Source organism: Stenotrophomonas sp. GD03777 (genome assembly GCF_029842485.1).
GTDB classification, from domain to species: Bacteria; Pseudomonadota; Gammaproteobacteria; order Xanthomonadales; family Xanthomonadaceae; genus Stenotrophomonas; species Stenotrophomonas sepilia.
Genome location: NZ_JAOCGL010000113.1, coordinates 1 through 11,521, shown reverse-complemented (window position 1 = coordinate 11,521; position 11,521 = coordinate 1). Strand labels below are relative to the sequence as shown.

Below are 11,521 nucleotides of genomic sequence, written 5' to 3'. Positions count from 1 at the left end.
AAGGCCGGTACCCGCGCCCTGCTCAACACCTCGCCGGAACCGGCCAGCAACTGGGTCGCCTCTGCGGCCGAAGACACCGTCGTGATCGGTGGCCTGGCCCTCGCCCTGGCACACCCGTGGATCGCGCTGATCGTGGTACTGGCCTGCAGCCTGGCCGGTGCGCTGCTGGTGTGGCTGGTCTGGCGCGCCCTGTGGAAGGGCGTGCGCTGGCTGGCGCGCGGTGCATCGGCAGCACCGCCAGGGCACACCGGTACCGGCTGAGCGCCGGGCTTGTCGCATAATGGACGCGAACACCAGGAGCACCGATGGCCGCAAACGAATCCCCCGCGGGCGCCCGCCCGGGACGCGCTGAAACCCCTCCGGCCGACCATTGGCAGCGCTGGGCCCCCGAGACGGCACCTCCGGCCGTGGACCCACCGATGGCGGCGACCCCATCCCCTGTCGCGGCCGATGCGTCCACGCCGGCCAACAGCGCACCGCCGCCGCTGCCCGGCCCGATCGCACTGGCCGACGCCGGCAACAACGATCTGGCCCCGTCGCCATCGGACTCGCCCTACCGCGTGCTGATCGTTGAAGACGATCGGGCGCAGGCCCTGTTCGCGCAGAGCGTGCTGCACGGCGCCGGCATGCAGGCGATCGTCCACAACGATGCCGATGCCGCGCTGCAGGCCATCAAGGAGCACCGCCCCGACCTGATCCTGATGGATCTTCACCTGCCCGGCCTGGACGGCATGCGCCTGACCGCGCTGATCCGCCAGCAGCCCGGCCTGCAGCTGCTTCCGATCGTGTTCCTCAGCGGTGATCCGGATCCGGAGCGCCAGTTCGAAGTCCTCGACAGCGGCGCGGACGACTACCTGAGCAAACCGATCCGGCCCCGCCACCTGATCGCAGCGGTGGCCAACCGCATCCGCCGCGCACGAGCCCAGGCCGCGACCCTGCCCGGCGCCACCGGCGCACCGGCCACCAGCAATCCGGAAACCGGCCTGCCGACGCGCCACCACGTGCTGCAGCAGCTCAACACCGCACTCGCCCACCGCGATCAGGGCGGCGTGTTCTTCATCGAAGTGGCCAGCGCGCTGGGCCTGCGCGAACGCTATGGCTATGCCGCGTTTGAACGGCTGATGGTGCAGGCCGGGCAGCGCCTGGCCGAAGCCGGCCATCCGCACCTGCTGGCACGCCTGAACGACAACAGCTTCCTGCTGCTGGCCCGCAGCGCCGACGAGGACGCCCTTGAAAGCATCGCTGCCAGCCTGCGCGAGCAGCTGTCGGCACGTGCCTTCGTGATCCGCGACGACGAATCCGTGCACCTGCGCGGCGTAGTTGGCTATGCACCGCTGTCACCGGGCTTCGAGGATGCCAACAGTGCGTTGGAAGCCGTCGAGCGCACCACCCTGCAGGCGCGCCTGCTCAGCGCCGGGGTGGCCGGCCATGTGCACCGCCAGGCAGTCACCGAACAGGAACACCTGGCGCTGCTGGAAGGACAGCTGGAACTGGCCTATCAGCCGATCGTCGCTGTTGCCGGCGGCAACACCGCGCAGTACCAGTTGCTGCTGCGCCTTCGCCAGGCCGACGGCACCGTGCTGGCGGCCGGGCAGGTGATCCCGGCAGCGGAAGCCGCAGGCCGCATTGCCGATCTCGACCAGCAGGTGATGGATCACGCGCTGGGGCTGCTGGACCTGTACCGCCACGCGACGCAGCCACTGAACCTGTTCGTCTCGCAGTCGCTGCGCACCCTGCAGCGCGACGCCTTCGCCGACTGGCTGCTGGAATCACTGCAGCAGCGCGACCTGCCGGGCAGTGCACTGGTGATCGACGTGCGCCTGCCGGACGCACTGATCCACACCGTGCCGCTGCAGCAGTTCTGCCAGCGCATGGCCAGTGCCGGGGTGCGCTTCTGCCTGAGCCAGTTCGAACCCAGCGGCGAGGCCGATGCCCTGCTGAACCAGCTGCCGCTGTCGTTCGTGCGCATGGCTGCGCGCTTTTCCAGCAGCCATGCCAATCCGGCCACGCGCGAGGAGCTGCGCAAGGCGATCGATCAGGCCCATGCCGCCGGGCTGCAGATCATCGGCCAGCAGATCGAGGATCCGCAGGCTGCGGCGGCGATGTGGGTCGGCGGCGTCGACTACATCCAGGGCAACATGGTGCAGTCGGCCGGCAGCGACCTGAACTTCGACTTCCACAACGCGGTGCTCTGACGTGCCGCTGTGGGGCGTGCTGCTGGTTGCCCTCGCCGCGGCCACCATCGCGCTGATGGTGCTGGGCCTGCGGCTTCGCGCGCGCGACCGTGCGCTGGCGCAGCTGCAGCGCACGCACGGAGCGCTGGCCGCTGAACGGGACCAGCTACGCCATACCACTGAACGCCAGGGCCAGCTGGAACAACAGCTGCTGCAGGCCAAGCAGGCCGCCGAGGCGGCCGTGCTGGCCAAGGGCGAGTTCCTGGCCACGATGAGCCATGAGATCCGCACCCCGCTCAATGGCATCCTGCCGATGCTGGAGCTGATCGCACGCGGGCCACTGAGCGAGGACCAGCGGCAGATGCTGGCCACCGCCTCGGCCAGCTCGCAGCAGCTGCTGCGCATCGTCGACGACATCCTCGACTACTCCCGGCTGGAAGCACAGGCGCTGGAGCTGGAAATCACCAGCTTCAACCTGCGCGATCTGCTCGATGGCGTGGTGCAGCTGATGCAGCGCGCCGCCGACGCCAAGGGCCTGGCACTGGGCCTGCAGCTGGATCCATCGGTGCGCCTGCCGGTGCGCGGCGACCCGGTGCGCCTGCGCCAGGTGCTGAGCAACCTGCTGGCCAATGCGATCAAGTTCACCGCCCGCGGCCAGGTGCAGCTGCGCGTGCTGCGCCTGGGCGAAGGTGCCGCGCAGCACCAGCTGCGCTTCGAGATCATCGATACCGGCATCGGCATCGACGACGCGCTGCAGGCACGCCTGTTCCAGTCTTTCAGCCAGGCCGACGCATCCACCACGCGCATCTACGGCGGCACCGGCCTGGGCCTGGCCATCTGCAAACGCATCATCGACCTGATGCATGGACGTATTGGTGTGCAGTCCACGCCCGGCCAGGGTGCTACGTTCTGGTTCGAGATCCCGCTGCTGAAGGTTCCTGGCGACCTGCCGGCGATGACGCGCGCGCCGGCACCGCTGCTGCTGTTCAGTGCCGATGCAACGCTGCAGGCACGCATCGAGCGCATCGCTGCCCACCATGGACTGCAGGTGGAGGTGCTGGCGCAACTGGACAGCGTGGTCGAGCGCCTGCGCGCTCCCGCGCGGCCCGGAAAACCGGCACCCGCCTGGCTGCTGGTCGATGCGCGCGCACGCCGCAACGGCGAGGCCACGCTGCAGCTCGCACTGGGGGAACGCGGCGACGACGATGCACTGCAGGTACTGTGGCTGCAGGAGGATGCGATTGCGCAACGCCCCCGCCAGCGCCAGCTGCCCTCCCACTTCGACGACGCCGCCCTGCATGCACTGCTGGCAGCACCGGTCGCCTCTGCCCGCCCCGCTGCGCTGCTGGCCAGCGCGGAACACGAGCAACCGGCTGCCACGCTGCCGCCGCTGCATCTGCGCGTGCTGGTGGTGGAGGACAATACGGTGAACAGGATGGTGGCCGAGCAGCTGCTGCGGGTGTTCCAGTGCGAGGTGCGCAACGTCGCCGATGGCGAACAGGCCCTGGCCGCCCTCCGCGAAGGCGGGCTGGACATCGTGCTGATGGATTGCCAGATGCCAGTGCTGGACGGCTACGCCGCCACGCGCCGCTGGCGCGCCGAAGAAGCGGAAACCGGGCATGCGCGATTGCCGATCATCGCGATGACCGCCAATGCGATGGCCGGCGACCGCGAGCGCTGCCTGCAGGCTGGCATGGACGATTACCTGTCCAAGCCGATCGCACGCGCCACGCTGCATGCGCTGCTGCAGCGCTGGGGTGGCGGTAAAGCCGCAGCACCTGCACGGCCTTCTGTAGAGCCGGGTGATGCTCGGCTGACGGCCAATTGCAGTCGCACGCCATCAGCCGAGCATGGCTCGGCTCTACCGAATCCGGAAAAGCAGGTGGCGCCAGCAGCACAACCGGTGCTCGACCGCGATGTACTGGATGAACTGCACGCGGTGATCGGCGATGCTGCCACCCAGATCGTCACGGTATTTCTTGAAGATGCGCCGGCGATGGTGCAGCAGTTGCAGCTGGCCGCGCGGAACAGCGATGAACCGCGCATGCAGGCCGTCGCGCACAGCCTGAAATCATCAAGCGCGAACGTGGGGGCATTGTCGCTGTCGGCGATCGCGCAGCGGATCGAGCACGAGGCCCGTAGTGGCAGCCTGCAGCGCCCCGCAGTCGCGGTGGCGCTGCTGGTTGCGGAATTCGCCCGGGCGCGCGTTGCACTGACGGGCTACCTGGCACAGCATCGCGCCGGCCAGGACCGCTGATTCACTCTTCCAGCTTGCTCAGCAGGTACTTCGGCTCGCCGATGCGCTCGATCAGGTCGAGCTGGGTTTCCAGCCAGTCGATGTGCTCTTCCTCCGAGTCGAGGATCTTCACGAACAGCTGGCGGCTGACATAGTCGCCAACCGAATCGGAATAGGCCACCGCCTCGCGCAGGGTGACCACGCCATCGCGTTCCAGCGACAGGTCGCACTGCAGGATTTCAGTCGGGTTCTCGCCGATGCGCAGCTTCCCGAGCGCCTGGAAGTTCGGCAGGCCTTCGAGGAACAGGATGCGGTCGGCGAGCATGTCGGCATGCTTCATCTCGTCGATCGATTCCTTGTACTCGTGTTCGGCCAGCTCCTTGATGCCCCAGTTCTTCAGCATCTTGGCGTGCAGGAAGTACTGGTTGATCGCGGTCAGCTCGTTGTAGAGGACCTTGTTGAGGAATTCGATGACCTTGGTGTCGCCCTTCATGGGGATGCTCCTGCACGCTGAAAACGCAGGCACTGTAACGCCTTGCGTGCGGTGGTGAAGGAACGCGAATCGTGCGCATTGGCCTGCGCGGTTGCAGGTGAAGGACGCGAAAGCGCGGCGTCAACAGGCCGCGAGGAAACGATCAGGCAACCTGGGCCAGGCCCAATACCGGCAGCGGCAGATCGTGCGTCGCGCGTGCCTTGGCCAGCAGGTCGCCGGCCATGTCCAGGCAGGAACCGCAGGTGGCACCGCAACCGGTACGCATGGTCAGTTCGGCCACCGTGCTGACACCATGGTGGGCGGCTTCGCGGATCTGGTGGTCGGTGACTCCGTTGCAGATGCAGACGTACACAGGCGGGAACCGGGCTGGCAGGCCAGAAGCGGCCTGTTGCCTATTCCAATGGAAACGAGAATGGTTGTCAATCAGAGACCTGAACCATTCTCGATACCGTTCACAGTCGGATTGGCCGGCCCGCCGGACAGCCCGGTCCTGCTGGAAACAGCCGGCGGGGACGCGTTGTGACGGATCGGCCCGCAGCCTGCGTGGCCTCCCATTCAAACCGCCCCGGACTCCCCCTTGGCCTTGCGCGGCCAGTAGCCGCCGCGCTTGGGCGTGCGCTTCCGGGGCCTGTCATGGCCGGCCGCGTGGCCCGGCATCCAGGCCTCGGCGGCACTCTTGGGCATGGCGCTGACGCCCTGCCCGGCCACCCCACGCGCCAACGGCGCCAGGTGTCGCAGCGCGCGCGCATAGACGCCACGCTTGAACATCACCACGTGCTCCACCGGGTACCAGAAGTCCACCCACCGCCAGTGGTCGAACTCGGGCGAGTCGGTATGGTCCAGCTGCACATGCGATTCGTCGCCGGTCAGGCGCAGCAGGAACCAGACCTGCTTCTGCCCGATGCAGACCTGCCGTTCATTGCGGCGGATGGCCCGCGCCGGCAGCTTGTAGCGCAGCCAGCCGGGCGTCGCCCCGAGCACTTCCACGTGCTCAGGCAGCAGGCCGGTCTCTTCCTGCAGTTCACGATACATGGCCTCGACAGGCGTCTCGTCGGTGTTCATGCCACCCTGCGGGAACTGCCAGCCGTCCCGGCGCACGCGTCGTGCCCAGAACACCTGGCCGTCCTGCCGCATCAGCACGATGCCGACGTTCGGTCGATAGCCGTCCGGATCGATCACGATGCGGACTCCTAAGAAAATCTACTGGTCGGGACTATCCCATGCCCTCTGTCGGCCCACAAGCACGGCACAAAAGTGTTGACAGGGCCGATACACATCCGCAGAATAGCGGGCTCACCAAGGCTATGTAGCTCAGCCGGTTAGAGCACAGCACTCATAATGCTGGGGTCGGTGGTTCGAGTCCACCCATAGCCACCACACTGAAAATCAAGTTGTTTTTCAGTGTGAAAAGTGAGAAAATAGTTGCACGTTTTGCCCCGTCGCCAAGCGGTAAGGCACCTGACTCTGACTCAGGCATTCGGTGGTTCGAATCCATCCGGGGCAGCCAAATTAAAAGCAAAAGGCCAGATCGAAAGATCTGGCCTTTTGCTTTTAATTTGGTCGCGCATTCCACCTGATCCCTGCGCCTGTCGGCGCGCCCCCTTGAACAACAAGGGGGCTCTTCTCCAGAGAGGCACCCGCGGGATCGGACCCTGCTCCGCAGGAAACGGCACCACCCCACCCCTTCCGAGATGCGACGCCCCGGGTAGTGCCGGCCGCTGGCCGGCAACCAGGACATCGATGACCCCCAGAACGACAAAAGCCCGACCGAAGCCGGGCTTTTGCTTTCCCATCCAGCGGGCTCCCGAAGGAGCCCAACCAGGCGCGGTAGATCAGCGCTTGGAGAACTGGGTGGCGCGGCGGGCCTTGTGCAGACCAACCTTCTTACGCTCGACTTCACGGGCGTCACGGGTCATGAAGCCAGCCTTGCGCAGCTCGGACTTCAGGGTTTCGTCGTACTCGACCAGAGCACGGGCGATGCCCAGACGGATCGCACCGGCCTGGCCGGTGGTGCCGCCGCCAGCGGCGGTGACCAGGATGTCAAAGCTTTCGGTGTTCTTGGTCAGCTCGAGCGGCTGGCGCACGATCATGCGCGCGGTCTCACGACCAAAGAACTCGTCCAGCGGACGACCGTTGACGGTGATGTTGCCCGAACCCTTGCGCAGGAACACGCGAGCGGTGGAGGACTTGCGGCGGCCAGTGCCGTAGTTTTGAGTGATAGCCATGATTAGATATCCAGAACCTGCGGCTGCTGTGCGGCGTGCGGATGCTCAGTGCCGGCGTAGACCTTGAGCTTGCGGTACATCTGGCGACCCAGCGGGCCCTTCGGCAGCATGCCCTTGACGGCGATCTCGATCACGCGCTCCGGGTGGCGCTCCAGCGCCTGGGCCAGGGACTCGGTCTTCAGGTTGCCGATGTAACCGGTGAAACGGTGATACATCTTGTCCTGCAGCTTCTTGCCGGTGACGGCAATCTTTTCTGCATTGATGACGACCAGGTAGTCGCCGGTATCAACGTGCGGGGTGTAGACCGGCTTGTGCTTGCCACGCAGACGGCGGGCCAGCTCGGTGGCGAGACGGCCCAGGGTCTTGCCCTCGGCGTCGACGAGGTACCAGTCGCGCTGGACGGTCTCGTTCTTGGCAGTGAAAGTGCTCATGAAGAACTCTATGTTAGGTCGGGCTCATTGCGGCGAACGGCTCGCCGGAACTCTGCCACGCGTTGTGAAAGGTGAAGCGTAAGAGGCGGGATTGTACGCAGGTCAAGCCCCCGGTGCAAGCCGGCCATGTCCCGGGTTGGCAGGGGGCCGGAGCCGGGGGAGAATCGAGGGGTCTTCCGTCCCACCGCGTACCGCCATGACCGTGCTCCGCCAGACCACACCGCTGGACCATCTGCTGACCGAAGCGCAGCGCGCCTTGGACACGGTGTTCGGCAACCCGCCGGCAGCCCGCCCCTACCCGGCCGCGGACACCAGCGAGCCGGGCATGGACAACGCTGAACGCCGCCACGCGGCCGGGCTGATGCGGATCAACCACGTCGGCGAAGTCTGCGCACAGGGCCTGTATTTCGGGCAGGCCGCCGTGGCCCGCGACCCTGCCACGCGTGAACACCTGCTGGAAGCGGCCCAGGAGGAGACCGACCACCTGGCGTGGTGTGCCACCCGGCTGGGCGAGCTGGACAGCCGCCCGAGCCTGTTCAACCCGCTGTGGTACGCCGGCAGCTACACCATCGGCACCCTGGCCGGGCTGCGCGGCGACGGCTGGAACCTCGGCTTCGTGGTCGAAACCGAGCGCCAGGTGGAAGCCCATCTGGACGAGCACCTGGTCGATCTGCCGGCCGGCGACCTGCGCAGCCGTGCGGTCATCGAGGTGATGAAGGAAGACGAAGCCCGCCATGCGGAGCACGCCGAGCAGGCCGGCGCACGCCGCCTGCCGTTCCCGATCCCTGGCGTGATGGCGCTGGCCTCCAGGGTGATGAAGACCATCGCCTACCGGCTGTAGGCCCGGGGTAGTGCCGGCTGGCCGGCGACCACGCAGGCACCGCAGAAGATCAAGAGGTTGCCGGCCAGCGGCCGGCACTACCGATTAATTGGGCGAGACCAGCTTCAGGCCGATCACGCCGGCCACGATCAGGCCCACGCAGGCCAGGCGGGCCGGCGACGCACTGTCATTGAACAGGTAGATGCCGAGCACAGCCACGCCCATGGCACCGATGCCGGTCCAGATCGCGTAGGCCGTACCGACCGGGATGCTCTTCATCGCCTGGCTCATCAGGTACAGGCTGATCAGGGCCGATACCACCGTGGCAACGGTGGGCAGGGGTTTGCTGAAGCCTTCGGAGTACTTCATTCCGAGGGCGAAACCGATCTCGAACAGGCCGGCCAGCAGCAGGTAGATCCAGGGCATGGGTGGGGGCTCCTTACCTTTTTTGAGAAAAACGAAACGGCCCGGTGTTTTCACACCGGGCCGTGGGTCGGTACATCACCGTGGAACTGTAACGCGTGCGAGGCACTGGTTCCACGGGGCGGGTCGTCCCGCCTGGGTGGCGATGCCTGCGGGCATCGCACATGGGGCTTACTCGGACAGGTTCCGGCCGTGGAACAGCTCTTCGATCTCGCGCTTGAGCAGCGCTTCGATCTTCATGCGTTCCTTGAACGACAGGTTCTTGGCCTTTTCCTCGAACAGGTACTGGTCCAGGTCGAAGTCCTTCAGGTGCATCTTCGTGTGGAAGATGTTCTCCTGGTAGACGTTGACGTCGAACATCTCGTAACGCGACTTGATGTTCTTGGCCAGGAAGTTCTGGATCGAGTTGATCTTGTGGTCGATGAAGTGCTTCTTGCCCTTCACATCGCGGGTGAAGCCACGGACGCGGTAGTCCATGATCACGATGTCCGACTCGAGGCTCTCGATCAGGTAGTTCAGGGCCTTCAGCGGGGAAATGACGCCACAGGTGGCCACGTCGATGTCCGCGCGGAACGTGGCGATACCTTCCTGCGGATGGGTTTCCGGGTAGGTATGGACCGTGATGTGGCTCTTGTCCATGTGCGCGACCACGGCGTCGGAGATCAGCTCCTTGCCGGCCAGCTTCTTGTCGATCACCGGTTCTTCGGAGATCAGGATGGTCACCGAGGCACCCTGCGGATCGTAGTCCTGGCGGGCCACGTTCAGGATGTTGGCGCCGATGATCTCGGCGACATCGGTCAAGATCTGAGTCAGCCTGTCGGCGTTGTACTCTTCATCGATGTATTCAATGTAACGCTGACGCTCCTCTTCGGTGCGCGCGTAACACACGTCATAGATGTTGAAGCTCAGCGCCTTGGTGAGGTTGTTGAAACCCTGCAGCCTCAGGCGAGGCAACGGCTTGACCACGGCGGTCGATTCCTGTGTAAGAAGGGAAAGGGGGAATTATGGGGCAAACTGCCCCCGGGGGGAACGTGAAGACGCAAGAGTTCTGGCACACTGTTTGCCCTTAACAATTGCGCTGGTTAAGCTCCGCTATCGACCCCGTGAATCCGTTCATGCGCAGAGGGAGCGCTCCTATCGTGTCAACCGTGCGCCTAGCTAGCAGTCCACTGGCCCTGGATATCGCCACAATCGATCGTTTCCTGGCGCACAGCCACAGGCGGCGATATCCCACCCGTACCGACGTCTTCCGGCCCGGAGACCCGGCGGGAACCCTGTATTACGTCATCAGCGGCTCGGTTTCGATCATGGCCGAGGAAGATGACGATCGCGAGCTTGTGCTGGGCTACTTCGGTGCCGGCGAGTTCGTCGGCGAGATGGGCCTGTTCGTCGAATCGGACCGCCGGGAGGTGATCCTGCGGACCCGTACCGCCTGCGAGCTGGCTGAAATCAGCTACGAGCGCCTGCATCAGCTGTTCCTCGGCCCGCTGTCGGCCGATGCCCCGCGCCTGCTGTACGCGCTGGGCCAGCAGATTTCCAAGCGCCTGCTCGACACCAGCCGCAAGGCCAGCCGCCTGGCATTCCTGGACGTGACCGACCGGATCGTGCGCACCCTGCACGACCTGGCGCAGGAACCGGAGGCGATGAGCCACCCGCAGGGCAGCCAGCTGCGCGTATCGCGACAGGAACTGGCGCGACTGGTCGGCTGCTCGCGCGAAATGGCCGGCCGCGTGCTGAAGAAACTGCAGACCGACGGCCTGCTGCATGCCCGCGGCAAGACCGTGGTGCTGTACGGCACCCGTTGATTGCAAGGCAACCCAAGGCTGCCGAGCCATCCTGTAGAGCCGAGCCGACGCTCGGCTGCTGTCCGTCGAAGGCAGCCGCGCATGGCTTCAGCTCTACACGGCCCCTGCGCGGCCCGCTGGGCTAGGCTCGGTGCATGGAGCTGAGCAGCGAATTCTGGTGGTTCATCCTCATCGGCCTCGGCGCACAGCTGGTGGACGGTGCATTGGGCATGGCGTTCGGCCTGGTGTCCTCGTCGGTGCTGCTGAGCATGGGCCTGCCCCCGGCGCAGGTCAGCGCCAGCATCCACACCGCTGAAGTGTTCACCACGGGCGCCTCGGGGGTGTCGCACCTCGCAGCCGGAAATGTCGATAAACGCCTGTTCCTGCGCCTGGCCCTGCCCGGCGCAGTGGGCGGTGCATTGGGCGCGTACGTGCTCACGCAGGTCCCGGGCGAGATCATCCGGCCACTGATCTACCTGTACCTGCTGGTGCTGGCGATCATCATCCTGGCCCGCGCCGCTGGGCGCTGGATGCCCCAGGGCGAGATCCGCCGGGTACCGGTGCTGGGCTTCTTCGCCGGCCTGCTCGACGCCAGCGGCGGCGGTGGCTGGGGGCCGATCGCGACGTCCACCCTGCTCGCCCGCGGCGGCCAGGCGCGCACCACCATCGGAACAGTCAACGCAGCCGAGTTCGTGGTCACGTTGACGGTGTCAGCGACCTTCCTGTTGTCGATGGGCGTGCAGCATCTGCAGATCGTTGCCGGCCTGCTGATCGGCGGCATGATGGCCGCGCCGGTGGCGGCGATCCTGGTCAAGCGGGTGAAGGAGCGCTGGGTGCTGGTGGCCGTGGGCGTGCTGGTACTGGGCATCAGCCTGTTCCAGATCGGGCATGCGGTGCACGGGTACCTGGGGCGCTGAGCGCTTGCCGGCCAGCGG

At 66.0% G+C, this 11,521-nt stretch carries 13 protein-coding genes and 2 tRNA genes; 8 read left to right on the top strand and 7 right to left on the bottom strand.

Going from position 1 to position 11,521, the window contains the following annotated elements:
- The 3 genes from N5E02_RS17905 to N5E02_RS17895 form a co-directional block, all read left to right on the top strand.
- Positions 1 to 261 (top strand): DUF4126 domain-containing protein (locus N5E02_RS17905; protein WP_279946565.1); only part of this gene is annotated, 261 nt, incomplete at its 5' end.
- A gap of 44 nt (positions 262 to 305) precedes the next feature.
- A complete protein-coding gene (locus N5E02_RS17900; RefSeq protein WP_032954585.1) occupies positions 306 to 2,195 on the top strand; it encodes an EAL domain-containing protein in 1,890 nt (629 codons plus the stop codon).
- 1 nt (position 2,196) lies between these two features.
- The gene (locus N5E02_RS17895) at positions 2,197 to 4,431 is read left to right on the top strand and encodes an ATP-binding protein (RefSeq protein WP_065186760.1); all 2,235 of its coding nucleotides are present in this window, start codon (positions 2,197 to 2,199) and stop codon (positions 4,429 to 4,431) included.
- A gap of 1 nt (position 4,432) precedes the next feature.
- Here N5E02_RS17895 and bfr read toward each other — a convergent pair whose 3' ends face one another.
- From bfr to N5E02_RS17880, 3 genes are all read right to left on the bottom strand, one after another.
- A complete protein-coding gene (bfr, locus tag N5E02_RS17890) occupies positions 4,433 to 4,903 on the bottom strand; it encodes a bacterioferritin (RefSeq protein WP_005419804.1) in 471 nt (156 codons plus the stop codon).
- Positions 4,904 to 5,045: 142 nt separating this feature from the next.
- Positions 5,046 to 5,255 carry a bacterioferritin-associated ferredoxin gene (locus N5E02_RS17885; RefSeq protein ID WP_065178881.1) on the bottom strand — a complete coding sequence of 70 codons (210 nt, stop codon included), beginning with the start codon at positions 5,253 to 5,255 and terminating at the stop codon, positions 5,046 to 5,048.
- Positions 5,256 to 5,458: 203 nt separating this feature from the next.
- On the bottom strand, positions 5,459 to 6,082 hold the full coding sequence (locus tag N5E02_RS17880; protein ID WP_005419809.1) for an RNA pyrophosphohydrolase: 624 nt from the start codon (positions 6,080 to 6,082) through the stop codon (positions 5,459 to 5,461).
- A gap of 121 nt (positions 6,083 to 6,203) precedes the next feature.
- Here N5E02_RS17880 and N5E02_RS17875 point away from each other — a divergent pair.
- A tRNA-Met gene (locus tag N5E02_RS17875) sits at positions 6,204 to 6,280 on the top strand.
- A 55-nt stretch (positions 6,281 to 6,335) separates the two neighbouring features.
- Positions 6,336 to 6,410: transfer RNA gene (locus N5E02_RS17870), tRNA-Gln, on the top strand.
- A gap of 325 nt (positions 6,411 to 6,735) precedes the next feature.
- Here N5E02_RS17870 and rpsI read toward each other — a convergent pair.
- Together rpsI and rplM are read right to left on the bottom strand one after the other, a co-directional pair.
- Positions 6,736 to 7,128: a 30S ribosomal protein S9 gene (rpsI, locus tag N5E02_RS17865; RefSeq protein WP_005411311.1), complete on the bottom strand. Its 393-nt coding sequence runs from the start codon at positions 7,126 to 7,128 to the stop codon at positions 6,736 to 6,738.
- A 2-nt stretch (positions 7,129 to 7,130) separates the two neighbouring features.
- Entirely contained in the window at positions 7,131 to 7,559 is a 429-nt protein-coding gene (rplM, locus tag N5E02_RS17860; protein WP_005414692.1) for a 50S ribosomal protein L13, read from the bottom strand.
- 196 nt (positions 7,560 to 7,755) lie between these two features.
- Here rplM and coq7 point away from each other — a divergent pair, with 196 nt between their 5' ends.
- Positions 7,756 to 8,400 (top strand): 2-polyprenyl-3-methyl-6-methoxy-1,4-benzoquinone monooxygenase, encoded by a 645-nt coding sequence (coq7, locus tag N5E02_RS17855; protein WP_065178880.1) that lies wholly within the window; start codon positions 7,756 to 7,758, stop codon positions 8,398 to 8,400.
- Between the two features lie 84 nt (positions 8,401 to 8,484).
- Here the strand turns inward: coq7 and sugE are convergent, their stop codons facing one another.
- Both sugE and speD read right to left on the bottom strand, forming a co-directional pair.
- A complete protein-coding gene (sugE, locus tag N5E02_RS17850; protein WP_005419816.1) occupies positions 8,485 to 8,805 on the bottom strand; it encodes a quaternary ammonium compound efflux SMR transporter SugE in 321 nt (106 codons plus the stop codon).
- Between the two features lie 168 nt (positions 8,806 to 8,973).
- The gene (gene speD / locus N5E02_RS17845; RefSeq protein ID WP_005411315.1) at positions 8,974 to 9,768 is read right to left on the bottom strand and encodes an adenosylmethionine decarboxylase; all 795 of its coding nucleotides are present in this window, start codon (positions 9,766 to 9,768) and stop codon (positions 8,974 to 8,976) included.
- 149 nt (positions 9,769 to 9,917) lie between these two features.
- On the opposite strand from speD, the gene crp reads away from it, so the two are divergent.
- Positions 9,918 to 10,607 (top strand): cAMP-activated global transcriptional regulator CRP, encoded by a 690-nt coding sequence (crp, locus tag N5E02_RS17840; protein ID WP_010482649.1) that lies wholly within the window; start codon positions 9,918 to 9,920, stop codon positions 10,605 to 10,607.
- Between the two features lie 134 nt (positions 10,608 to 10,741).
- Positions 10,742 to 11,503 (top strand): sulfite exporter TauE/SafE family protein, encoded by a 762-nt coding sequence (locus N5E02_RS17835; protein ID WP_065178879.1) that lies wholly within the window; start codon positions 10,742 to 10,744, stop codon positions 11,501 to 11,503.
- Positions 11,504 to 11,521: the final 18 nt, after the last annotated feature.